Origin of the sequence: Mesorhizobium sp. Z1-4 (assembly GCF_004000235.1) — a bacterium.
Lineage (GTDB): Bacteria > Pseudomonadota > Alphaproteobacteria > Rhizobiales > Rhizobiaceae > RCIO01.
Genome location: NZ_RCIO01000003.1, coordinates 115,253 through 137,727 on the forward strand (window position 1 = coordinate 115,253; position 22,475 = coordinate 137,727).

The window sequence follows — 22,475 nt, forward strand, 5'->3', positions numbered from 1 at the left end:
CTGCCCTCTCAACGAAGTTGAATGCAGCTAGCGCCGGGGCATGACATGCGGGTGACAGCGGGGTGACCGGATGTGACGCGTGGCAGAGGGTGCGCCGTCGGCCGTCAGCAGAAAAAGATCAGCCGCACCGCTTGACCATAACATTACTGCTATATAATAAGTTTGTTATAGAAAGGATTCGTTATGAAGAATCTCAACGCTGCGTTTTCCGCTCTGGCCGACCCGACAAGGCGCGCGATCCTTGCCCGGCTGGCGCTTGGCGAGGCGACGGTGATGGAGCTGGCGGATCCTTTCGAGATGAGCCAGCCGGCAGTTTCCAGGCATCTGAAGGTGCTGGAGGGGGCAGGGCTGATTATCCGCCGGGCGGAAGGCACAAAAAGGCCATGCCGCCTGGCACCGGACGCGATTGCTGAAATCGACCAGTGGCTGAGCTGGCTGAGGGAGGCGATGTCACGCAACTTCGACCGGCTCGACAATGTGCTGGCCGAACTCGAGAACCCCAAGGGAGAAAAGAATGTCGAATAAGCTTACACTCAGGACCGAAGGCGATACGCATGTCATCGTAAAGCGGCGCTTTGCCGCCGCGCCTGAAAGTGTGTTCCGGGCACATACCGAACCGCGGCTCATCCAGAAATGGATGCTCGGGCCGGATGGCTGGCAGATGCCGGTATGCGTCTGCGAACCGAAGCCAGGCGGGCGCATTCGTTACGAGTGGTCGGACGGCAAGGGCAATGGTTTCCACCTCACCGGTGAATTCGTGGAGGTTGAGCAGAGCAGCCGCATCGTACATGTCGAGCGCATGCACTTGCCCGACCCGACCCCCGACAATCATATCGAGACGCGTTTTGAGGCGGATGGCACCGGCACGCTGATGACGATGCGGATGACATTGCCGGACGCTGCCACCCGCGAAGCAATGCTCGCAACGGGTATGGATCAGGGTATGGAAAACAGCTACGCGCGTATGGAAGAACTGATGGCCAAGGGCGAGCTTGCGGCCTGATCCGAGCGCGCATCCACCGATCGAACTGCTTCTGATCGCGTGATGCGGAAAATCCGTCCGGCATGTCGGATACCGGCCGGGCGAGCCGTCCTCGAACAAAGCTTGCCCGCCGTCCCAACATCTGGAGGTTTCCCATGTCCCGACATGACTTCGATCCCACCACCATTACGCCCGACGGCCGCCCGCCGGCCAAGGCGAGGCTCTTCGATGGAACGCAGCCAGGTCCGTATCGCGGTTCTGTGAATGGCGAGGCAATAGGTGCGAACGTGACCATCCTCACCTATGGCAATGACGAGGTCGGCGTGGGGCCGCCGCTGCATGTGCACCCATATGACGAAGTGTTCGTCGTTCAGGAGGGACGGGCGCGGTTCTTCGTCGGTGATGAAGTCATCGACGCCGAGGCCGGCGAGACGGTGCTCGGCCCGGCCGGCCTGCCGCACCGGTTCGAGAACCTCGGCCCGGGCCGGTTGCAGACAGTCGACATCCACATGTCGCCGAAGTGGATTCAGACGAACCTGGAGTAAGGGCCGCTGCGAACTAGGCTCGGCCGAACCCGCCCGGGGTCGGCGTGGTCAGGATGACGGCTTCGCCGGCCTCCAACACTGTCTGGTCGCAGGCCTTCAGCGTTTCCACCGCACCGTCATTACGGCGCACTTGGGTGGTGCCGACCTTGCCATCGCCGCCGCCTGCAACACCACGTGGCGGTGCCGCCCGGTGCGACGACAGGATGGCGCAATCCATTTTTTCAAGGAAGCGCAGCGTGCGGCGCGTGCCGTTGCCGCCATTCCACTTGCCCCTGCCGCCGGTTTCCTCGCGGATGTGGAAATCTTCCAGCAGGACCGGGAAGCGCAGCTCGAGGATCTCCGGATCGGTCAGCCGCGAATTGGTCATGTGGACGTGAACGCCCGACGTCCCGTCAAAACCGCGGCCGTCATTCATGCGGCCGGCCGGCGAGCCCGAGCAGATCGTCTCGTAATACTGATATTCGTCATTGCCGAACGTCAGATTGTTCATCGTACCCTGCGAATTGGCGAGCGCGCCCATCGCGCCAAACAGTGCGTTGGTGACGTGCTGCGAGGTCTCGACATTGCCGGCCACGACGGCGGCCGGGTAGGCGGGGCGCAGCATGCAGCCTTCGGGGATGATGATGTTTATCGGCCGCAGGCAGCCTGCATTCATCGGGATCGAGCCCTCGACCATGACGCGGAAAGCATAAAGCACTGCTGCGCGGGCCACCGGCTCCGGCGCGTTGAAGTTGTTTTTCATCACCGGCGACGTGCCGGTGAAATCCACTGCAGCTTCGCGCTTTTCGCGATCTACGGTGATCTTGACGCGGATCACCTGGCCGGTGTCTGTCGGGTATTCGTACTGGGCGCTGTCCGGCAGGCGCTCCAGTACGCGTCGCACGCTTTCAGCGGCGTTGTCCTGGACGTGGCCCATATAGGCCTCGACCACGTCGAGCCCGAACTGGGCGACCATCTTCCTCAGTTCCGCGACGCCTTTTTCATTGGCCGCGATCTGCGCCTTGAGGTCGGCGATATTCTGATCGGGGTTGCGGGCCGGGTAGGGGTGGTCTGTCAGCAGGTCGCGCAGCGCGTCTTCGCGGAATTTGCCCTTTTCGACGATCAGGAAATTGTCGAACAGCACGCCTTCCTCGTCCACAGTGGTGGCAAGCGGGGTCATGGAGCCGGGCGCCGTTCCGCCAACGTCGGCATGGTGGCCGCGCGAGGCCGACCAGAAAAGGATCGTCTTTTCGTCGTCCGAGAACACCGGCGTAACGACGGTGATGTCCGGCAGATGCGTGCCGCCATTGTAGGGCGCATTCAGCGCGAAGACGTCGCCAGGATGGATGTTGCCCTCGTTGAGACGGATGATCGTTTCGACCGAGCGGTCCATGGAGCCCAGATGCACCGGCATGTGCGGCGCGTTGGCAACCAGCGCGCCATCGCGGTCGAATACCGCACAGGAGAAATCCAGCCGCTCCTTGATGTTCACCGAATAGGCGGTGTTCTGCAGCGTCACGCCCATCTGCTCGGCGATCGACATGAAGAGATTGTTGAAGACCTCGAGCATCACGGGGTCGGCCTCGGTGCCGAGCGCGGCCTGCCGTGCCTTGCGCTCGACGCGACGCAGAAGCACGTGGTTCTTCACCGTGATCTCGGCCTGCCAGCCGGGTTCGACCACGATGGTCTGATGCTGTTCGATAATCAAAGCGGGGCCGGACATGCGTTCGCCGGGCGCGATGCCTTCGCGGCGGTAGACAGCGGCGTCATGCCATTCGCCCTCGGCAAAGAAGCGTCGGGTTTCGCCGGCCGCGGCCGAGCCTTCCGCAAGTTCGTTGTCGGGTTCGTCGCGGCCGCGGCTGCGGGCGTCGCTGCCTTCGACAGCGACGGCCTCCACGATCATTTCCTTATTGTCGTAGATGAAGCCGAACTGCGCCTTGTGCGCCGCCTCGAAGGCCCTACGCGCATCGGCCAGCGAGCCGGAGCTGAAATCGACGGGCAGGCTGGTATCTGTACCGCCATAACGAATATGCAGCATCGGCCGCCATGCGATATCGGCCTGCGCGACACCCTGGGCGCCGAGCTCTTCCGCGATCTCCTTCGACAGCGTCTCGCCGACCTTTTCGATCGCCGGCAGCGTGTTTTCCGCCAGCGGCTCCATCAGCCCCTGCTGCCGCGAGGCGAAGACGGTCGACAGGCCGATGCCGTAAGCGGACAGCAGCCCCGAGAATGGGTGAATGAGCACGGATTCCATGCCGAGCGCATCGGCGACCAGACAGGCGTGTTGGCCGCCCGCGCCGCCAAAGCAATTGAGCAAGTAGCCCGTCACGTCATGGCCGCGCTGGACCGAAATCTTCTTGATGGCGTTCGCCATGTTTTCAACGGCGATGGTGACGAAGCCTTCCGCTACTTGCTCGGCACTGCGCTCGCCGCCGGTACGCGCGGCAAGTTCGGCGAAGCGCGCGCGCACCACGTCGGCATCGATGCGCTCATTCTGGCCGGGGCCGAAGATTGCCGGAAAGAAGTCGGGCTGCAGCTTGCCGAGCATGACATTGGCGTCGGTGACGGCAAGCGGCCCGCCGCGCCGGTAGCACGCAGGGCCGGGGTTGGCGCCCGCGGAATCAGGGCCGACCTGGAAACGGCCGTCCTCGAAATGCAGGATCGAGCCGCCGCCCGCCGCGACGGTGTGAATGCGCATCATGGGTGCGCGGATGCGCACGCCGGCGACCTCCGTGTCGAAGGCGCGCTCATAGTCGCCGTCATAATGCGTGACGTCGGTAGAGGTGCCGCCCATGTCGAAGCCGATCACCTGTTCGAAGCCGGCAATGCGCGCCGTCTCGGCCATGCCGACCACGCCGCCCGCAGGGCCGGACAATATGGCATCCTTGCCCTGGAACAGATCGGCGGCGGTGAGGCCGCCAGACGACATCATGAACATGAGGCGGGGGTTGTCGGAAGAGCTGATCTCCCCCTCAAGGGGGGAGATCGGGGCTGCGCCTAGCTCCGATGCCACGCGCGCAACATAACGCGCCAGGATCGGCGACAGATAAGCGTCGACCACGGTGGTGTCGCCGCGCCCGACAAGCTTCACCAGCGGCGAGGTTTTGTGGCTGACGGAGATCTGGCCGAAGCCGGCATCCCGGCATGCCTTTTCAGCAGCAAGCTCATGCGCCGGGTGGCTCCAGGCATGCATGAAAACGATGGCGACGGCGTCGATGCCATCCTCGCGGGCAGCTTGCAGATGACTTGCGAGCGAGGCCGGATCGAGCTCGGTTTCGACAGTGCCGTCAGCGCGCGCGCGCTCCTCGACCTCGACGACGCGCTCATAGAGCTGTTCAGGAAGTATGATTTCCTTGGCGAAAATGTCGGGCCGCGCCTGATAGGCGATCTTCAGCGCATCGCGAAAACCCTTTGTGATGAGCAGCAGAACGCGGTCGCCCTTGCGCTCCAGAAGCGCGTTGGTGGCGACGGTGGTGCCCATCTTCACCTCGCCGACCAGACCGGCGGGAATGGGATCGCCGGCAGCGATGCCCAGATGGTCGCGAATGCCCTGAATGGCGGCGTCGGGATAGGCTTCCGGGTTTTCCGAAAGCAGCTTGCGGGCGTGCAGGGCGCCCTGTGGGTCGCGGCCGATCACGTCGGTGAATGTGCCGCCCCGGTCGATCCAGAAATCCCAGTTGCCAGACATTGCGGTCCTCCCAGATGTCGGAAATCTTATTGACGATTTATCGATAAAATGTCAACGTTAACGAATTCCGGAACGCCAACAGGCGCTTCGGCCTGGGCAGGAGACCCATCCAAACAGGATGAAATGGGAGTGAGATGACATGAAATACGGAGCATTTCTGAAATCCAGCGTCATTGCCGCCGGCGTCACGTTCGCAGGCGCCGCGTTCGCGCAGACCAGCTGGGATTTGCCGACGCCGTATCCCGACGGCAATTTCCACACCCGCAACATTGCGCAGTTTGCCGAAGAGGTCGGCGAGAAGTCCGGCGGCAGCCTGACGATCACGGTTCACTCCGGCCAGTCGCTGATCAAGCACCCCGAAATCAAGAACTCGGTTCGCGACGGCATCGTGCCGGCTGGCGAACTTCTGGTGTCGCGGCTTGAAAACGAAAGCGCGATCTTCGGGGTCGATTCCGTGCCGTTCCTCGCGTCCAGCTACGAGGGCTCCAAGAAGCTCTACGACGCGCAGCGACCTCACCTCGAAAAGCTGCTTGCCGAGCAGGGGCTGCAGCTTCTGTTCTCGGTGCCGTGGCCGCCGCAGGGCATCTACGCCAAGAAGGAAGTGAACTCTCTGTCCGATCTCGCCGGTCTGAAGTTCCGTGCCTACAATCTCGGCACCGAGCGTGTGGCCGAGCTTGCCGGCATGGTGCCGACGCAGATCGAGGCATCCGACATTCCGACCGCGTTTGCGACCGGCCGTGTCGACGCCATGATCACCTCGCCGTCGACCGGCGCCGACTCCAAGGCCTGGGATTTCCTCAGCCATTATCACGACACGCAGGCATGGCTGCCGCGCAACATGGTGATCGTGAACAAGGCTGCTTTCGACGGCCTGTCTGCTGAAGAGCAGGCGGCGATCACCGAAGCGGCTGCTGCTGCCGAAACGCGCGGCTGGGAAATGTCGCAGGAAGAAACCGCCGCAAAAACCAAGGTGCTGGTCGATAACGGCATCACGGTCGTCATGCCTTCCGACACGCTCAAGGCCGAGTTTGCCGAAATCGGCAAGACGATGACCGAAGAGTGGAAGGCAAAGGCGGGCGCCGAGGGCGAGGAGTTGCTGAAAGCCTACCAGTCGAACTGACGTCTCCTTGAACGGGCGGGGCAGTGGATGCCCCGCCCGCACTTCTGAGGGGAGGGCAGCATGAGACGTTTTCTCGACAGGCTTTACGATCTTTCCGGTTATGCGGCGGCCTGCGCGCTGCTTGCGATATTCGGTCTGGTGGCGATCCAGGTTCTGGCCCGCCTTCTCGACGGCGGGCTGCGCATACTGGGATTTGAATCGGTCGGTTTCGCGGTTCCGTCGATTGCCGAAATCTGCGGTTTTCTGCTGGCAGCCGCCAGCTTTCTGGCGCTCGCCAAGACGCTGACCTCGTTCGCGCATATCCGGGTCGGCATGCTGGTCGACCGGTTTGCGCCAACGCCGCGGCGGTGGACCGAAACTCTGGCAGGCGCGGCTGCGAGCATCATCGGCATCTACGCCACGGTCGCGCTGGCGCGGCTGACGCTGAAAAGTTTCACCTTCAACGATGTGTCCTACGGCGTCGTGCCAGTGCCGCTGGCGCTGCCGCAAGGCGTGATGACGCTGGGACTTGCCATCCTCACGATTGCGCTGATCGACATTACGATCCGCGTCGCGCGCGGCGAGATCGTGCTGCGCAGCGGGCCGGAGCAATAGGCGATGGGCGTTTTCGAACTCTCCGCACTGCTTGTCGCCGTCATGCTCGGCGCGCTGGCGCTCGGCCTTTGGGTCGCTTTCTCGCTGTCGCTTGTGGCGCTTGTGGCGCTGGCATCCAAGCCGGCCATACCCGCGGCGCAGGTGCTTGCGACATCGTTCTGGAGCGCGTCGACCTCATGGGATCTGACGGCGCTGCCGATGTTCATCTGGATGGGCGAAATCCTGTTCCGGTCGCGCCTGTCGGAGGACATGTTCGCCGGCATTTCGCCGTTCGTTCGGCGGCTGCCCGGCCGGCTGACGCATGTGAACGTACTTGGCTGTGCGGTGTTCGCGGCGGTTTCGGGTTCGTCCGCTGCGACGACGGCGACCATCGGCAAGATATCGCTGCCGGAACTTCAGAAGCGCGGCTACGACGACCGCCTTGCCATCGGCAGCCTGGCCGGGTCGGGCACGCTCGGGCTCCTGATACCGCCGTCGATCATCCTGATCGTTTATGGAGCGGCGGTGGAGGAATCGATTGCGCGGCTTTTCGTGGCCGGCGTCGTGCCGGGCATCGTTCTGGCCGTGCTTTTCATGGGCTATGTCGTCGTCTGGTCACTGCTCAACCCGAAGAAAATGCCGCCCGCGGAGCAACGCCTGCCCTGGCGCGAGAAATTCAAGGCCGTACGCAGCCTGCTGCCGGTGTTCCTGCTGATCGCCGGCGTTATCGGTGCGATTTATGGGGGGCTGGCTTCGCCCACTGAAGCGGCGGTCGTCGGCGTCGCGCTCAGCCTGATGATGGCGCGGCTGCAAGGCGCGCTCGACCGGCGTCTCTTCAGGGAAGGGCTGATGGCGGCGACGATCACATCATGCATGATCGCCTTCATTCTTGCAGGTGCGGCCGTGCTTACCACCGCAATGGGCTTCACCGGCCTGCCGCGACAGCTGGCCAGCTGGATCGGCGAACTCGGCCTCTCGCCGATGATGCTGCTGGCGGCTCTCACACTGCTTTTCATCGGGCTCGGCTGTTTTCTCGACGGTATTTCGATGGTGGTTCTGACGACCGCCGTGATCATGCCGCTGGTTGCGGCGGCCGGCTTCGATCTCGTCTGGTTCGGCATCTATCTCGTCATCGTCGTCGAGATGGCGCAGATCACGCCGCCGGTCGGTTTCAACCTGTTCGTCATTCAGGGGCTGACGGGGCGCAACCTCTTCGATATCGCACGCGCAACGACGCCGTTTTTCCTGCTGATGGTGGTGATGGTGGCGCTGCTGGCGGCGTTTCCGGACATCGCATTGTGGCTGCCCCGCACGATGTTCAGCGGCTTCTAAAATCTGACGGAGACAGGGCGCATGGACGGAAAGAAACAGTTCGGGCCGATCGTGTCGTCCGCGCATCTGGCCGACAGCGCACTACCGGCGTTGTCGGAGCTGGAGTTCGGGCTGATCCTGTCCGGGCACGCGTTCGAGCGCTGGATGGTTCACTGCATGACCGCGGCGGGCGAACCGGGCCTGACGGCAATCGACGTGCTGGTGTTGCACTCGGCCAACCATCGCGGCCGACCGAAGCGCATCTCCGATCTGTGCATCGTGCTCGGCATCGAGGACACGCATGTGGTGATCTACGCGATCAAGAAGCTGGAGAAACGGGGACTGTTGAAAGGCACCCGCTCGGGCAAGGAAAAGCTGATTGGCACAACGGAAAAGGGCGTCGAGACCTGTATGCGCTACCGCGAGATCCGCGAAGAACTGCTGGTGGAATCGGTGCGCGGGCTCGGCCTCGACCCCAAGGTGACCTCCACGGTCGCGGCGATGCTGCGCGCATTGTCGGGGCACTACGATCAGGCAGCGCGAGCCGCCGCCTCGCTCTGACGGAGTTGTGACGATGCGCCTTCTTCAGCTTGCCGCCAGGCATGGCAAGGCGCTGCTAGTCCTGGGTCTTGCGGCCGGAATTGCGCTTCCCGCGCTTGCCGATGCACTGAAACCCCATATCGGCGCGATGGTCGGGGTGCTGTTGTTTCTGGCCGCACTTCGGGTCGGGCCGCGCCAGGCTGCCGGCTCGATCCGCGATCTCGGCCGATCGGTCATGCTGGCATTCGTTTTTCAGCTGGCGATGCCGGTGGCCGCGATCCTGGTTTTTCTAGCAACCGGCTTTACCGGCCCGGTCGCGCTGGGGCTGATCCTGATGCTTGCGGCCGCACCCGTATCGGGCAGTCCCAATCTGACGATCATGACCGGCAACGAGCCCTCGGCGGCGCTGCGGCAGCTGGTGATCGGCACGGCAATGCTGCCGCTCACCGTCATTCCGGTTTTCTGGCTCTGGCCCGGCCTTGGGGGGGCGAAGGAGGTGCTGGGGGCCGCGGCGATCCTGCTGGCGCTGATCGCGGTCGCCGCCTGTGCCGGGTTCGGCCTGCGCGCGACCGTAATGCGTCATCCCCCGGTTCCGACATTGCAGGCTATCGACGGGCTGTCGGCAATCGTCATGGGCGTGGTCGTCGTCGGGCTGATGTCGGCAGTCGGCCCGGCACTCACCGGCGAACCGCTGAGGCTTGTTGCGATGCTGGCGGCGGTAATGGCCGCCAATCTCGGCCTGCAGATCGTGGCCGCGCTCGTTTGCCGGCGCGCGCGCTGGACCGCCGACGCGGCGGCACTAGGTATCGTGGCTGGAAACCGCAATATCGCGCTGTTTCTGACAGTTCTGCCGCAACAGGTCATCGACCCCGTGCTGCTGTTCGTCGGCTGCTATCAGATCCCGATGTACCTGACGCCGGCGCTGCTCGGTTGGTTCTACAAGCGCAAAACCGTCTGAGCGGACACGATCTCCAATCTGCCCCTCGCGTGGCAACGCCAATGTCCCTATTTTGGATCGCATGAGCATCTGGACGAATCTCGGCGCATTCGCATCGCGCATCCAAGTTCCTTCGCTTTCGGCGATCGTGGAGGCGCTGCGCAGCGCTTTCGTGGCCGATCCCGAGCTGAGGCGGCAAGTCGCCTTTTCGGTGGCCATGATCGCGCTTTCGGCCAAGATGGCCAAAGCCGACGGCGTGGTGACGGCCTCCGAGGTCGGCGCCTTTCGCGAAATATTCCACGTGCCGGAGGAAGAGGAGCGCAATGTTTCGCGGCTCTACAATCTGGCGCAGCAGGACGTCGCAGGCTTCGAAGCCTATGCCGGCCAGATGGCGCGTCTGTGCGGCTCGGGCTCGCCCAACTGCCTGATGCTGGAAGATATTCTCGACGGACTTTTCCATATCGCCAAATCGGACGGGGTGATCCACGAGCGCGAGCTCGGATATCTGCACAGGGTCGCTGAAATATTCGAACTCGACGAAGCGCATTTCGAGCGGATCGTGGCGCGCCATGCCGCAAGCGGGGAAGGCGACCCGTTTCTGGTGCTGGGCATTTCGCACGACGCGAGCCGCGCGGAGGTGACAAGCCGCTACCGGAAACTCGTCGCAGAGAACCACCCGGACAGGCTGATCGGGCGCGGCCTGCCAGCCGAGTTCATCGGCATCGCGAATGAGCGCATGGCGGCGATCAACGTGGCCTATGCGGCCATCGAAGCGGGTTGGAAGTTCGCGTGAAAGCGTTCGGGCCTGACTTTGCGGGCGCCAAGGTCTGCGCCTCGCCAAACTTCGGCAGCCGGCGTGAGAATGCGCGGGCCGATACGATTATCCTTCATTACACCGGCATGGCGAGCGGAGCGGCGGCGCAAGCCTGGCTGTGCAATGCCGAGAGCCAGGTGTCGTCGCACTATCTCGTGCACGAGGACGGGCGGGTGGTGCAGATGGTGCGCGAGGCCGACCGCGCGTGGCATGCGGGGAAGAGTTTCTGGGCCGGTGTGACCGACATCAATTCATGCTCGGTGGGCATCGAGATCGTGAACCGCGGGCACGATCTCGGCTATGACGATTTTGCGGATTTGCAGGTCGAAGCCGTCATTTCGCTCTGCCGCGACATCGTGACTCGTCACAATATTTCGCCGCAGCGCGTGCTCGCTCACTCCGACGTGGCGCCCGGGCGCAAGATCGACCCCGGCGAAAAGTTCCCCTGGGGAAGGCTGGCGGACGCCGGAGTCGGCCACTGGGTGCGGGCTGAGCCGGCGGGCGATGATCTCGGGCTTTGCGAAGGCGCTTCAGGCGAAGAGGTCAAGTCTTTGCAATCGCTGCTTTTTCGCTATGGCTACGGCGTCGACACCGACGGAACTTTCGGCGAAAGGACGCGGATCGTGGTCGAGGCGTTCCAGCGCCATTTCCGCCCCGAACGCGTCGATGGCGTGGCGGATCGCTCGACGATCGACACGCTCTCGCGACTTCTGGCGGCGCTGACTGACGTTGCGTAACAAACCGGCGCCGGGCGGCCGGCGGTAACATTCGGTCATCTTTTTTGAACGGGCCCGCCCTTTTTGACGCCCGATTTGGGCGACAAGCGGCGCGCACCCGTATGCGGGCGTGATCGAAACCGGCCGCCCGTACAGTGCAATCGCGCCTCCCCTCCCAGAGGCCACGAACTCAAGAAAAGACCTACATGAATCGACTGACTTTTGCAGCGGCAGCGCTTGCCGCCGCAGCGGTGAGCTTTGGCGCAAACGCGTCCGAGCAGAAACCGCAGGCCGACACCAAGTGCTATCTGCTCGGCTGCTACGATAAGGAAGGCAAACGCGTGGATGCTGCCGCGCCCGCTGCCGTGAAGACGGCCATGGCCGGCAACAGGACGGCCGCGAAGCCTGCCGCGACGAATACGGCCACCAGCCGCTATTCCTCGATCATCGTCAAGCATGCGACCGCCAATGGCGTGCCCGTCAATCTCGCGCATGCGGTTATCCGCATCGAGAGCAATTTCCGTGCAAATGCGCGCGGCCGTGCAGGCGAGGTGGGGCTGATGCAGATCAAGCCGGCGACAGCCCGCGCCATGGGCTACAGCGGTTCGGTCAAGGGGCTCTACAATCCCGAAACCAACATCAAATACGGCATGAAATATCTCGGGCAGGCGCGCAAGCTGGGCGATGGCTCGGTGTGCGGCACTATCCTGAAATACAATGCCGGCCATGGCGCCAAGCGCATGAACCGCATTTCGGCGGCCTATTGCAGCAAGGTGAAGAAGCATCTCGGCATAAGCTGAGGCATGGAATATCCAGTTCGCATCGCCGGCGTGTGTTGGACCGCCGGCGATGCGGCAGTCCAATGTGTTACATTTTGAAACAATTTTTGATCAAATTTGCTCTTTTTACGCCTGATTTGGCTGTTTAGTGCGCCGCGTCTCCCAAGACTTGAGTTTGCTCGTCACTGAGTAAAAACCGGCCGCCACGGCGCGCTTCCAAACAGCGACCCGTGCCACAAACACGATTTGAACGATTATGACGCTGAATTATTATCGCGCCGCGATCTTTGTCGCGGCTGTCATGCTTGCCATTTCCGCGCTCAGCCAGATGGGCCAGCAGGCGGTGCTCAGCGCCGAAGCTGCGACAGCCGACATTGCAATCGAATGCCGCCTGCTGGGCTGCTTCGACGGCAACGGCAACCGCATCGACACGATCACCACCGGCTCGGTCGATACAAAGGCACGCGACGAGATTGCGGAAGACAATCTCAAACGCAGCGCCAAGGCGGTTAATCTCGGCGAGATCATCGCTCGGCATGCGCGGGCGAACGGCGTGCCGCTGGAGCTGGCGCATGCGGTGGTGTGGGCCGAAAGCAGCTACCGCACCAATGTGCGGGGTGCCGCCGGCGAGGTGGGGCTGATGCAGATCATGCCGGCGACGGCGGAGCTGATGGGCTATCGCGGCTCGATCAAGAAACTCTTCCATCCCGAGACGAACATCAGATACGGGATGAAATATCTGGGCGGCGCGCGCAAGCGCAGCGACGGCACGATCTGCGGTACGATCCTGAAATACAATGCCGGCCATGGCGCCAAGCGCATGAACCCGATTTCGGCTGCCTACTGCGAGAAGGTCGAGAAGCGGCTCGGTGCAAGCTGAGCGGATCGGCACGGCTACCCCATTGCGCTGGCGCGCATAAATCTCTTTATACGGTCTGCCAGTCGGCCGGGCGGCCGCTCCGCTTCCGCAAGGATGCGGGGAGGAAAGTCCGGGCTCCACGGAAGAACGGTGCCGGATAATTTCCGGCGAGGGCAACCTCAGGGAAAGTGCCACAGAAAGGAAACCGCCCCGCCTGCAAATCGGCCACAGTTCGGCCACGGGCCGATTTGCCGGCGGGGTAAGGGTGAAAGGGTGGGGTAAGAGCCCACCGCGCGGTCGGCAACGGACGCGGCACGGCAAACCCCACCGGGAGCAAGACCAAATAGGGATGGCGCGAAGGGCAACCTTCAGGCGTTTCCGGCCGAGCCATCCGGGTTGGTTGCTTGAGGCGGATGGCAACATCCGTCCCAGAGGAATGGCCGCCACGTTCCGCGCCGCAAGGCACGGGGCCATACAGAACCCGGCTTACAGGCCGGCTGGCACTTTTCACCGGCTAGAGCGTGTCCAGCGTATCTTCGATCGCTGCCCACAAAGGCCCGGGCGGCTCGCAGCCGACCGACAGCCGCACGAAACCCGGTGCAACATCATCGCCCCAGCGGGAACGGCGTTCGGCGGAGCTGTGCAGGCCGCCGAACGAGGTTGCCGGCAGCAACAGGCTGCAGCGTTCGATGAACGCCTCGGCGGCATCGGCGTCCTTCAAGGTCAGTCCGATCAGAAATCCGAAACGGTCCATCTGCGCGCGCGCCAGATTGTGAGAGGGGTCGTCGGCGAGGCCGGGGTAACGCAGTGCGGATACCGCCTTGTGGTTGCGCAAACGCGGCGCCAGCATCTCGGCATTGTCGCACATGCGGGCGAACCGCACCTCCAGTGTCTCCAGTCCGCGATGAACCTGCCAGGCCTCGAAAGGGCCGGGGATGGAGCCGGAGAGTTTGCGCCATTCCCTCAGAGCGGCGAGGTATGCGTCGTCGCGTGTGGTGACATGGCCGAACAGCGCGTCGGAATGGCCGTTCGCGGCTTTCGTATCGGCCGAAACGACAATGTCGGCGCCGAGATCGAGCGGGCGCTGGCCGAAGGGTGTCATGGTCGTGTTGTCGGCAACCACGATCGCGCCGGCCGCTTTCGCTACCCGGCTCACTGCTTGGAGGTCGCAAATATCGAGGCCCGGATTAGACGGTGTTTCGGCAAAGACGATCCGGTAGCCGTCGAAGCCGCCATCGAGGAAGGATGCCGTGGGCCGCAGATCGAATTGCAGGCCGAGCCTGGTCAGGAAACGGTCAGCCAGGACACGCGGTGTGTAATAGCCGTCCGAAGGCAGGAGAATGCGGTCTCCGCTCTGTGCGAACGCAAGCAGCGATGCCGCGATTGCAGCCATGCCGGACGGGAACGCGACGCAGGCGGCATCTTCCAGCAGGCCAAGCAGTTCTTCCGTCGCTTCCCAGGTCGCATTGTCGAAGCGGCCATATTGCTTGTGACCCGCCGGGTCGCCGGCGAGGTGGTAGACCGAGGTCATTTCGAGCGGCAGCGACACAGGCTCGCCCTTGGCAAGCCGCGCCTGTCTGGCATGCAGCAGGCGTGCGGCGCGGTCCATCATGTCGTCCGGCATTCCGGTCTCCGGGTGGCTGAAAATCCAGGCTGAAGAGTTAGCCAGTGGTGCGTGCCGCAACAAGGGCCATTTGCTGGGCCAACCTGCGGGAGGGATGGCGTTCCTAACGGTTTGTTAGGGTTAACAAGACATAAAGGGCGGTGAACTTCCATCCGCCCGGCCAGGGCCACTTCGTGGGGCTGTGTCCCGTTGACGCCCATATCAGCCCATGATATCCCTCAGAACCAGTCAGAGCGACGATCCGAAATCCGGTGGATACAGGTTCCATCCGGCCGCGAAAGCCGCGGCCGGCGCCGACGGATTTCGACCGGTCCGGAGCCGGATCGGTTGATTGGACGCGCAGGCACGAGCGAGGCAATGACGAGGGGAACGGCGGATCACCGTGTCGAATTCAGCCATGGGCCGGTTTCTATCGAGCGCGACCAACAGGATCGACGCGAAGGGTCGCGTTTCGGTCCCGGCCGCTTTTCGCTCAATCATCCAGGCGCGCGGCTACGGCGAGCTCTATCTGCTTCGGTCGCTGGACACGCCATCGATGGATGTCGGCGGGCCGGACCTTCTGGATGCCTTCGAGAGGCGCATCGCGGAGGAAGATCCGTTCCTGCAGACGGCGGACGACATGTCCTTTCTCTACTATGGCGACGGGGCGTTCCTGAAACTCGACCAGGACGGCCGTATCACCCTGACGGATTTCATCCGCGAGCATACCGGCATTTCGGGCGAGGTCGCGTTTGTGGGGCGCGGCCACTACTTCCAGATATGGGAGCCGAAACAGCTTGCGGATTACGCGGCGCAGGCACGCGAGCGGCTGCGGCAACTCAAACGCAGGCAATCGGGCAGCATACAGGCAGGGGACACGGAATGATGGCGGGCCCCGGCGCGGATATCCACGCCGGTGGCGGACCGGCCCGCCACATTCCGGTTCTCCTGGATGAGGTGGTCGCGGCTCTTGCGCCTGGCGAAGGGCAGACCCTGGTTGACGGCACGTTCGGTGCGGGCGGCTACACGCGTGCGCTGCTGGCTGCCGGCGCGCAGGTGGTCGCCATCGACCGGGACCCCAATGCCATCGCGGGCGGGGCCGAACTGGTGGAAGCGTCCGGCGGGCGGCTGAAACTCATTCACGGCGCCTTTGCCGATCTCGACACGCTTGCCGGAAACGATCTCGACGGCGTGGTTCTGGATATCGGCGTATCGTCCATGCAGATCGACGAGGCGGAGCGCGGCTTTTCCTTCCGCGCCGACGGGCCGCTCGACATGCGCATGAGCGGGCGCGGGCTGAGCGCGGCGGATGTGGTGAACACATTCAAGGCCGGCGACATCGCGCGCATTCTGGGCATCTACGGCGAGGAGCGGCAGGCAGGCCGGATCGCCCGCATGATCGAGCGCAAGCGCGAGGAGCGGCCGTTCACGCGGACCGAACAGCTCGCGCATGCGATCGAGGCGGTGCTCGGCCGCAACCCGAAAGAAAAGATTGACCCAGCGACACGGACATTCCAGGCGCTGCGTATCTACGTGAACGACGAACTCGGACAGCTGGTGCTGGGGCTCCAGGCAGCCGAACGCGCGCTCAAGCCCGGCGGGCGGCTGGCGGTGGTGACGTTCCATTCGCTCGAGGACAGGATAGTGAAACGGTTCTTCGCCGCGCGGTCCGGCAAGGCATCCGGCTCGCGCCATCAACCCGCCGTCACGGCGGAGGCGGCGCGGTTCGAAGCGATTTCGAAGGCAGTCGAGGCTTCGGCGGAAGAAATCGCCCGCAATCCCCGCTCGCGTTCGGCCAAGCTGCGCTGGGCGGTACGCACCGACGCATCTGCGGCGGCGAACCGCGAGGAACTGGAAGCGGTGCGCATTGCCGGCCTGCCGGTCGCCAGTGAGGCGGAGGGCGCCTGATCCATGTTCAGAACCACAGACGTCATACTGATCGGGGTCATGGTCGCTGCGGCTGCCGTGACCTTCAAGATCAAATACGACGCAGAACTGAAGTATGAGGAAGTTCGCAGGCTGGAAGCCGAAATCCGCACCGAGCGCGACACGATCGACGTATTGGAGGCGGATCTCAGCGTACTGACGCAGCCGGCCCGGCTGCAGACGCTCGTTGACGCCTATGCGGAAGAATTGCAGCTGCAAAGCGTGGAACCCGACCAGATCGGCTCGCTCGACCGCCTTCCCGAAACGCTGCGCCAGATCGGCGAGATCGTTTCGGCGCGCGCCCTCGAGGAGGCGATTACCGACGACGTTCAAACCGGCGCGGTGTCGCAGTGATTACCGAACATCTCAGGCGGCTTGCAGGGCGCGCCCAATCAAAAGCCTCCGATGGGGGGATCGTTCTCGACGGCGCGCGCACCGGAAACGGGCGGGCGCGAAACCGCCTGATCATGACGATCGCGGTGTTTCTGGCGCTCTACGGCGCGATCGCCGGACGTCTCGTCTATCTCGGCTTTCAGGAACCGGCTGACGGCAGCGGCCCGGCGCCGCACAACACAGCGTCGCGGCCCGACATCATCGACCGCAATGGCGAACTGCTGGCGACCGACATCAAGACATTCTCGCTGTTCGCCGAACCCCGGCGCATCGTGGATGCGGACGAGGCCATCGAGAAGCTGCTCACGGTACTGCCTGACATCCAATATGAGCAGGTTTATCACCGGCTGCGCACCGATGCCGGCTTCGTGTGGCTGCGGCGGCATCTTTCGCCGCGCCAGCAGGCGGAAATCATGGCGCTGGGCATTCCCGGCATCGGGTTCCGGGCGGAAAACCGGCGCTTTTATCCCGGAGGCCCGACAGCTTCGCACATCATGGGGCTGGTCGATATCGACAACAAGGGCATCGCCGGGATCGAGAAGTTCATCGACTCGCTCGGCCTTGCGGACCTGCGCGAAATCGGGCTGGCGGAGCGCGAGACGCTCAAGCCGTTCCAGCTGTCGATCGACATCCGCGTGCAGCATATCCTGCATGACGAGCTGAAGCGTGCGATGGAGCGGTACCAGACGGTCGCCGCCGGCGGTGTGGTGCTCGATGCACGCACCGGCGAGGTGGTCGCGATGGCATCGCTGCCGGATTACGACCCGAACAACCCGGTCGATGCACACAAGAAGGACCGCCTCAACCGCATGTCGGGCGGCGTGTTCGAGATGGGGTCGACCTTCAAGGGGTTCACCACCGCGATGGCGCTGGATTCCGGTGCGGTCGGGCTGAACGACAGTTTCGACGCGCGGCAGCCGCTCAGGGTGGGCAAGTTCACGATCAAGGATTTCCACGGCAAGGGCCGGGTACTGAGCGTGCCGGAGATCTTCATCTACTCGTCCAATATCGGTACCGCACGCATGGCCGAGCAGATACCGATCGAACAGCATCAGGCCTTCTTCAGGCGCATCGGCCTGCTTGACCGCATGACCACCGAACTGCCCGAGGTCGCAACGCCGACCGGGCCGGCCGAATGGAAACGCATCAACCGCATCACCATCTCCTTCGGCCACGGTGTGGCGACGACACCGCTGCAGACGGCCGTTGCGGCCTCGGCGCTGGTCAATGGAGGCATGTTGATCGAACCGACATTCCTGCCGCGTTCCGCCTCGCAGGCGGCGGGACAGGCGAAACAGGTTCTCAGCGACAAAACCAGCGCGGCCATGCGCTATCTTTTCCGGCTGAATGTGGAAAAGGGTTCGGGCCGGCGCGCTGAAGTGCCTGGCTATTTCGTCGGCGGCAAAACGGGCACGGCGGAAAAGGTTGTGAACGGACGCTACTCGACCGACAAGCGCTTCAATGCGTTTCTTTCGGCTTTCCCGGTAGACGACCCGAAATATGTCGTCCTGGTCATTCTCGATGAACCGAAACCGGAGCAGCCGGGAATGAGCGCGACTTCGGGCCTCAACACGGCGCCCGTAGTATCCAATGTTGTGCGACGTTCCGCACCGCTTCTTGGCGTGATGCCGGAATTTGGCCATGAAAGTACAGCCCTGCTTATATCCACTCAGTGAATCCTCCACCGCGAGGGGGCAGCGGACGGTGCTGACATCATGAATCTCAGTGATTTTTCAGATATTTTGCCAATCGGAGAGGGCTCCGCCGTTGCCGATACGGCAATCACCGGTATCGCTTCCGATTCGCGGCAGGTGACGCCGGGTAACCTTTTCGCCGCCCTTTCGGGTACCAAAACCGACGGTGCGGCCTTTGCCGCCGACGCGGTGGAAAAGGGTGCCGCGGCAATCATCGCGGCGCCCGGCGCAATTGCAGACGGCGGCGTACCGGTCATCGAAGTCGACGACCCGCGCCGCGCCCTGGCGCTCGCCGCCGCACGGTTCTTCGGCGCACAGCCTGAAACGATCGCTGCCGTCACCGGTACCGCAGGCAAGACCTCGGTCGCGTCTTTCCTCCGCCAGATATGGAAGCACGGCGGCAAACAGGCCGCCAGCATCGGTACGGTCGGGGTGATTGCACCGGACCGGACGGAGTACGGTTCGCTGACGACACCCGATCCGGTCGTGCTGCACCGGCTCCTGAAGGAACTGGCCGACAGCGGCGTCACTCACGCAGCAATGGAAGCCTCCAGCCACGGGCTGGACCAGCGGCGGCTGGACGGGGTGAAGCTCTCGGCTGGCGGGTTCACCAATCTCGGCCGCGACCATCTCGACTATCACCCCACAGTCGAGGACTATCACCGCGCCAAGATGCGGCTGTTCGATACGCTTCTGCCGAAATCGGCGCCGGCGGTGATTTTCTCCGACGATGCATGGTCAGGGGCTACCGAGAGGGCAGCGCAGCAGGCCGGACGCGTCGTGCTGACCGTCGGACGCAAGGGCGGGCTCCTGACGCTGAAGCGGCTTGAGCACGAGCGTGCACGGCAGCGTGCGGAGATCGAGGCCGACGGGCATATATATGAGATCAACCTGCCGCTGGCGGGTGAGTTCCAGATGGCGAACGCGTTGGTGGCGGCCGGCATGGCGGTTGCGACGGGTATGCCGATCGAAACGTCGCTCGAAGCCCTTGAGCATCTCAAGGGCGCGTCGGGACGGCTTGAACTCGTCGGCGCGAAAACCAACGGTGCGCCGGTCTATGTCGATTACGCGCACAAACCCGAGGCGCTGGAAAACGTGCTTGCGGCCGTACGGCCCTTCACGACCGGGCGCGTGATCGTCGTGTTCGGCTGCGGGGGCGACCGGGATGCGGGCAAACGTCCGATCATGGGCGAAATCGCCGCTCGGCTGGCCGACGTCGTGATCGTGACCGACGACAATCCGCGCAGCGAGGAGCCGGCCACGATTCGTGCGGCGATCATGGCTGCGGCGCCCGGCGCACGCGAGATTGGTGACCGCAGGCAGGCGATCGGCGATGCGGTGACGATGCTGCAGTCGGGCGATACGCTCATAATTGCCGGGAAGGGACATGAGGAAGGCCAGATTATCGGCGACAAGACGCTGCATTTTTCCGACCACGAGGAAGCCCGCAACGCGCTGAAGAGTGTCGCGGCGTGAGTGCATTGTGGACAGTCGAGGCGCTTCTGGCCGCCACGCGCGGCCGTCCGCTGGGCACGCTGCCTGAAGAGATATCGGGCATCTCTATCGACAGCCGTTCGCTGAATCCTGGCGATGCCTTTTTTGCCATCAAGGGCGACCGCGTGGACGGGCACGACTTCGCGTCGGCCGCCATGGCGGCGGGTGCTGGCCTACTTGTTGTCGCGGAAGAAAAGCTGCCCGCGCTCGGGCGGCTCGCAATGCCGATGATCGTGGTGTCGGACGTGCTTGCCGCGCTCGCCGCGGTCGGAGCGGCGGCACGGGCGCGCAGCACGGCAAAAGTGATCGCGGTCACAGGCTCGGCGGGCAAGACGACAACCAAGGAAGCGCTGCGGGCGGCGCTGTCGCCGTCGGGCAAGGTCCATGCGTCGGACCGTTCCTACAACAACCACTGGGGCGTGCCCCTGTCGCTTGCAAGGCTGCCGGCGGATGCGGACTACGCGATCTTCGAGATCGGCATGAACCATGCCGGCGAGATACGGTCGCTGGTCAAGATGGTTCGCCCGCACATTGCGATGGTGACGCTGATCGCGGCCGCGCATCTCGGCCATTTCAAGAACCTCAACGAGATCGCCGACGCCAAGGCCGAGATATTCGAGGGGATCGAAAAGGGCGGTCATGCGCTGATCAACCGCGACGACGAACGCTGGAAGCTGCTGGAAAAGAAAGCCGGCCAGGCCGGTGTGGAGCATATTCACGGATTCGGCGAACATGCACGTGCCGAATACAAGATCGTCGGGTTCAAGCCGACCGAAACCGGGTCGGAATTCACCGCCCGCATGGGCGGCCGCGATTTGGCGGTCACGGTCGGCGCGCCGGGCCGCCATATGGCGCAGAACGCGATCTCGGTTCTGGGTGCCGCGCAACTGGCCGGCGCTGACGTCGACAAGGCGGTTGCGGCGCTTGCCGGGCTAAGGGCAGAAGCGGGGCGCGGGCGCATCCAGCGGCTCAAACATCCGCGCGGCAAGTTCACGCTCGTCGACGAAAGCTACAACGCCAATCCGGCTTCCATGGGCGCTGCCATAACATTGCTGGCGCAGATGCCGGTGGGCACCAACGGCCGCCGCATCGCGGTTCTGGGCGATATGCTTGAACTCGGCGACCATTCGCAGAAGCTGCATGCGGGGCTCGCTGAGCCGCTGCAGGAAGCCGGCATCGACCGGGTCTTTCTCGGCGGGGCGGAAATGGCCACCCTTCGCGACAAGCTCCGCGAAACGATGAAGGTGGACTATCAGCCCACTGTCGACGCGCTGCTGCCGCAGGTTGTTTCGGCGGCGCGGCCGGGGGACGTCTTGATGATCAAATCCTCGAACGGTATTGGCTTCGCCCGCATCGTTAAGGCCTTGGTTGAAAAATTTCCGCCGGCGGGTGAGGGACGCGCCGCAGCGGCCGGAGAGCGGGGAGACCGGTAACATGCTCATCGCCTTAGTTGAATTCGCCGACCAGGTGTCGGTGTTCAACGTGTTTCGCTACATCACGTTCCGCACGGGCGGCGCGCTGATAACCTCGGCGATCATCGTTTTCCTGTTCGGGCCGCGTATCATCGCCGCCCTGCGGATCAGGCAGGGCAAAGGCCAGCCGATCCGGGCCGACGGGCCGCAGACGCATTTCAAGAAGGCGGGTACGCCGACGATGGGCGGGCTGATGATCCTGTGCGGCATCATCGGATCGGCGCTGCTGTGGTGCAATCTGACCAGCGTCTATGTCTGGACGGTGCTTCTGGTCACCGTCAGCTTCGGCATCATCGGCTTCTATGACGATTATCTGAAGGTGACCAAACAGACGCATCTCGGCGTTTCGGGCAAGTTCCGGCTCGGCGCGGAGTTCCTGATCGCCGGCATCGCCGCCTGGGTGATCATGCGGGCGGGCACGCCCGAGTTTTCCTCATCTCTGACCTTCCCGTTCTTCAAGGACTGGATTGTCAATCTCGGCTGGTTCTTCATCCCGGTCGGCGCATTCGTCATCGTCGGCGCGGGCAACGCCGTGAACCTGACCGACGGTCTCGACGGGCTGGCGATCGTGCCCATCATGGTGGCGGCAGCCGCCTTCGGCACCATCGCATATCTTTCGGGCAATGCCGTTTTTGCCGATTATCTGCAGATCCATTTCGTGCCAGGCACGGGCGAACTTGCGGTCATTCTGGGCGCGGTGATCGGGGCGGGCCTCGGCTTCCTGTGGTTCAACGCGCCGCCGGCGGCAATCTTCATGGGCGATACCGGCTCGCTGGCACTGGGCGGGCTGACCGGAACGGTGGCGGTTGCCACCAAACACGAGATCGTTCTTGCCATCATCGGCGGCCTGTTCGTGATGGAAGCGCTCTCGGTCATCATCCAGGTGTTCTTTTTCAAGCTCACCGGCCGCCGCGTTTTCCTGATGGCGCCGATCCATCACCATTTCGAGCGGCTCGGCTGGACCGAGAGCCAGATCGTGATCCGCTTCTGGATCATCGCGGTCGTGCTGGCGCTGGTCGGCCTCTCAACCCTGAAGCTGAGGTAGGGCGC

General features: G+C 63.6%; 21 protein-coding genes and 1 other RNA gene. 20 read left to right on the forward strand and 2 right to left on the reverse strand.

Annotation, left to right across the window (positions count from 1 at the left end):
- Positions 1 to 183: 183 nt before the first annotated feature.
- The 3 genes from EP165_RS11965 (at position 184) to EP165_RS11975 (ending at position 1,527) form a co-directional block, all read left to right on the forward strand.
- The gene (locus EP165_RS11965; protein ID WP_127522839.1) at positions 184 to 525 is read left to right on the forward strand and encodes an ArsR/SmtB family transcription factor; all 342 of its coding nucleotides are present in this window, start codon (positions 184 to 186) and stop codon (positions 523 to 525) included.
- Positions 515 to 1,003, forward strand: a complete 489-nt coding sequence (locus tag EP165_RS11970) for an SRPBCC domain-containing protein (RefSeq protein ID WP_127522841.1) — start codon at positions 515 to 517, stop codon at positions 1,001 to 1,003. The genes EP165_RS11965 and EP165_RS11970 overlap by 11 nt, the downstream gene beginning before the upstream one ends.
- A 134-nt stretch (positions 1,004 to 1,137) precedes the next feature.
- Entirely contained in the window at positions 1,138 to 1,527 is a 390-nt protein-coding gene (locus EP165_RS11975; protein WP_127522843.1) for a cupin domain-containing protein, read from the forward strand.
- A 13-nt stretch (positions 1,528 to 1,540) separates the two neighbouring features.
- Here the strand turns inward: EP165_RS11975 and EP165_RS11980 are convergent, their stop codons facing one another.
- Entirely contained in the window at positions 1,541 to 5,194 is a 3,654-nt protein-coding gene (locus tag EP165_RS11980; protein ID WP_127522845.1) for a hydantoinase B/oxoprolinase family protein, read from the reverse strand.
- A 139-nt stretch (positions 5,195 to 5,333) separates the two neighbouring features.
- Here EP165_RS11980 and EP165_RS11985 point away from each other — a divergent pair, with 139 nt between their 5' ends.
- The 10 genes from EP165_RS11985 to rnpB all read left to right on the forward strand — a co-directional run bounded on the left by EP165_RS11985 (position 5,334) and on the right by rnpB (position 13,348).
- Positions 5,334 to 6,314 (forward strand): TRAP transporter substrate-binding protein, encoded by a 981-nt coding sequence (locus EP165_RS11985; RefSeq protein WP_127522847.1) that lies wholly within the window; start codon positions 5,334 to 5,336, stop codon positions 6,312 to 6,314.
- A gap of 60 nt (positions 6,315 to 6,374) precedes the next feature.
- On the forward strand, positions 6,375 to 6,908 hold the full coding sequence (locus EP165_RS11990) for a TRAP transporter small permease (RefSeq protein ID WP_127522849.1): 534 nt from the start codon (positions 6,375 to 6,377) through the stop codon (positions 6,906 to 6,908).
- A gap of 3 nt (positions 6,909 to 6,911) precedes the next feature.
- Positions 6,912 to 8,219 carry a TRAP transporter large permease gene (locus EP165_RS11995; protein WP_127522851.1) on the forward strand — a complete coding sequence of 436 codons (1,308 nt, stop codon included), beginning with the start codon at positions 6,912 to 6,914 and terminating at the stop codon, positions 8,217 to 8,219.
- Between the two features lie 21 nt (positions 8,220 to 8,240).
- Positions 8,241 to 8,759: a winged helix DNA-binding protein gene (locus EP165_RS12000; protein ID WP_127522853.1), complete on the forward strand. Its 519-nt coding sequence runs from the start codon at positions 8,241 to 8,243 to the stop codon at positions 8,757 to 8,759.
- A 13-nt stretch (positions 8,760 to 8,772) separates the two neighbouring features.
- Entirely contained in the window at positions 8,773 to 9,696 is a 924-nt protein-coding gene (locus tag EP165_RS12005; protein ID WP_164743022.1) for a hypothetical protein, read from the forward strand.
- A 61-nt stretch (positions 9,697 to 9,757) separates the two neighbouring features.
- Positions 9,758 to 10,468 carry a J domain-containing protein gene (locus tag EP165_RS12010; RefSeq protein WP_127522858.1) on the forward strand — a complete coding sequence of 237 codons (711 nt, stop codon included), beginning with the start codon at positions 9,758 to 9,760 and terminating at the stop codon, positions 10,466 to 10,468.
- On the forward strand, positions 10,465 to 11,226 hold the full coding sequence (locus EP165_RS12015; protein ID WP_127522860.1) for an N-acetylmuramoyl-L-alanine amidase: 762 nt from the start codon (positions 10,465 to 10,467) through the stop codon (positions 11,224 to 11,226). Before EP165_RS12010 ends, EP165_RS12015 begins: the two co-directional genes overlap by 4 nt.
- Before the next feature lie 185 nt (positions 11,227 to 11,411).
- On the forward strand, positions 11,412 to 12,005 hold the full coding sequence (locus EP165_RS12020) for a lytic transglycosylase domain-containing protein (RefSeq protein ID WP_127522862.1): 594 nt from the start codon (positions 11,412 to 11,414) through the stop codon (positions 12,003 to 12,005).
- A gap of 235 nt (positions 12,006 to 12,240) precedes the next feature.
- Positions 12,241 to 12,864, forward strand: coding sequence for a lytic transglycosylase domain-containing protein (locus EP165_RS12025; RefSeq protein WP_245440120.1), 624 nt, complete (start codon positions 12,241 to 12,243; stop codon positions 12,862 to 12,864).
- Positions 12,865 to 12,922: 58 nt separating this feature from the next.
- Positions 12,923 to 13,348: RNase P RNA component class A (rnpB, locus tag EP165_RS12030), an RNA gene on the forward strand.
- A 9-nt stretch (positions 13,349 to 13,357) separates the two neighbouring features.
- Here rnpB and EP165_RS12035 read toward each other — a convergent pair.
- Positions 13,358 to 14,467, reverse strand: a complete 1,110-nt coding sequence (locus tag EP165_RS12035; protein ID WP_127522864.1) for a cystathionine gamma-lyase — start codon at positions 14,465 to 14,467, stop codon at positions 13,358 to 13,360.
- A gap of 397 nt (positions 14,468 to 14,864) precedes the next feature.
- Here EP165_RS12035 and mraZ point away from each other — a divergent pair, with 397 nt between their 5' ends.
- From mraZ to mraY, 7 genes are read left to right on the forward strand one after another with little or no spacing between them, the layout of a single operon-like run.
- Positions 14,865 to 15,332 carry a division/cell wall cluster transcriptional repressor MraZ gene (gene mraZ, locus EP165_RS12040; protein ID WP_127523513.1) on the forward strand — a complete coding sequence of 156 codons (468 nt, stop codon included), beginning with the start codon at positions 14,865 to 14,867 and terminating at the stop codon, positions 15,330 to 15,332.
- A complete protein-coding gene (rsmH, locus tag EP165_RS12045; RefSeq protein ID WP_127522866.1) occupies positions 15,329 to 16,354 on the forward strand; it encodes a 16S rRNA (cytosine(1402)-N(4))-methyltransferase RsmH in 1,026 nt (341 codons plus the stop codon). The genes mraZ and rsmH overlap by 4 nt, the downstream gene beginning before the upstream one ends.
- Before the next feature lie 3 nt (positions 16,355 to 16,357).
- Positions 16,358 to 16,726 carry a cell division protein FtsL gene (gene ftsL, locus EP165_RS12050; protein WP_127522868.1) on the forward strand — a complete coding sequence of 123 codons (369 nt, stop codon included), beginning with the start codon at positions 16,358 to 16,360 and terminating at the stop codon, positions 16,724 to 16,726.
- Entirely contained in the window at positions 16,726 to 18,441 is a 1,716-nt protein-coding gene (locus EP165_RS12055) for a peptidoglycan D,D-transpeptidase FtsI family protein (RefSeq protein WP_245440154.1), read from the forward strand. The genes ftsL and EP165_RS12055 overlap by 1 nt, the downstream gene beginning before the upstream one ends.
- A gap of 39 nt (positions 18,442 to 18,480) precedes the next feature.
- Positions 18,481 to 19,935 (forward strand): UDP-N-acetylmuramoyl-L-alanyl-D-glutamate--2,6-diaminopimelate ligase, encoded by a 1,455-nt coding sequence (locus tag EP165_RS12060; RefSeq protein ID WP_127522870.1) that lies wholly within the window; start codon positions 18,481 to 18,483, stop codon positions 19,933 to 19,935.
- Positions 19,932 to 21,386, forward strand: a complete 1,455-nt coding sequence (locus EP165_RS12065) for a UDP-N-acetylmuramoylalanyl-D-glutamyl-2,6-diaminopimelate--D-alanyl-D-alanine ligase (protein WP_127522872.1) — start codon at positions 19,932 to 19,934, stop codon at positions 21,384 to 21,386. The genes EP165_RS12060 and EP165_RS12065 overlap by 4 nt, the downstream gene beginning before the upstream one ends.
- 1 nt (position 21,387) lies before the next feature.
- A complete protein-coding gene (gene mraY, locus EP165_RS12070) occupies positions 21,388 to 22,470 on the forward strand; it encodes a phospho-N-acetylmuramoyl-pentapeptide-transferase (RefSeq protein WP_127522874.1) in 1,083 nt (360 codons plus the stop codon).
- The last annotated feature ends 5 nt before the right edge of the window (positions 22,471 to 22,475 follow it).

Excerpts from the sequence above, each read along its gene's own strand:
- EP165_RS11980 (WP_127522845.1), bottom strand. The coding sequence starts at position 5,194 with ATGTCTGGCAACTGGGATTTCTGGATCGACCGGGGCGGCACATTCACC.
- EP165_RS12025 (WP_245440120.1), top strand. The coding sequence starts at position 12,241 with ATGACGCTGAATTATTATCGCGCCGCGATCTTTGTCGCGGCTGTCATG.
- EP165_RS12005 (WP_164743022.1), top strand. The coding sequence starts at position 8,773 with ATGCGCCTTCTTCAGCTTGCCGCCAGGCATGGCAAGGCGCTGCTAGTC.
- mraZ (WP_127523513.1), top strand. The coding sequence starts at position 14,865 with ATGGGCCGGTTTCTATCGAGCGCGACCAACAGGATCGACGCGAAGGGT.
- EP165_RS12000 (WP_127522853.1), top strand. The coding sequence starts at position 8,241 with ATGGACGGAAAGAAACAGTTCGGGCCGATCGTGTCGTCCGCGCATCTG.
- EP165_RS12010 (WP_127522858.1), top strand. The coding sequence starts at position 9,758 with ATGAGCATCTGGACGAATCTCGGCGCATTCGCATCGCGCATCCAAGTT.
- rsmH (WP_127522866.1), top strand. The coding sequence starts at position 15,329 with ATGATGGCGGGCCCCGGCGCGGATATCCACGCCGGTGGCGGACCGGCC.
- EP165_RS11995 (WP_127522851.1), top strand. The coding sequence starts at position 6,912 with ATGGGCGTTTTCGAACTCTCCGCACTGCTTGTCGCCGTCATGCTCGGC.
- EP165_RS11975 (WP_127522843.1), top strand. The coding sequence starts at position 1,138 with ATGTCCCGACATGACTTCGATCCCACCACCATTACGCCCGACGGCCGC.
- EP165_RS12060 (WP_127522870.1), top strand. The coding sequence starts at position 18,481 with ATGAATCTCAGTGATTTTTCAGATATTTTGCCAATCGGAGAGGGCTCC.
- EP165_RS11965 (WP_127522839.1), top strand. The coding sequence starts at position 184 with ATGAAGAATCTCAACGCTGCGTTTTCCGCTCTGGCCGACCCGACAAGG.
- EP165_RS12020 (WP_127522862.1), top strand. The coding sequence starts at position 11,412 with ATGAATCGACTGACTTTTGCAGCGGCAGCGCTTGCCGCCGCAGCGGTG.
- EP165_RS12035 (WP_127522864.1), bottom strand. The coding sequence starts at position 14,467 with ATGCCGGACGACATGATGGACCGCGCCGCACGCCTGCTGCATGCCAGA.
- mraY (WP_127522874.1), top strand. The coding sequence starts at position 21,388 with ATGCTCATCGCCTTAGTTGAATTCGCCGACCAGGTGTCGGTGTTCAAC.
- EP165_RS11985 (WP_127522847.1), top strand. The coding sequence starts at position 5,334 with ATGAAATACGGAGCATTTCTGAAATCCAGCGTCATTGCCGCCGGCGTC.
- EP165_RS11970 (WP_127522841.1), top strand. The coding sequence starts at position 515 with ATGTCGAATAAGCTTACACTCAGGACCGAAGGCGATACGCATGTCATC.
- EP165_RS11990 (WP_127522849.1), top strand. The coding sequence starts at position 6,375 with ATGAGACGTTTTCTCGACAGGCTTTACGATCTTTCCGGTTATGCGGCG.
- ftsL (WP_127522868.1), top strand. The coding sequence starts at position 16,358 with ATGTTCAGAACCACAGACGTCATACTGATCGGGGTCATGGTCGCTGCG.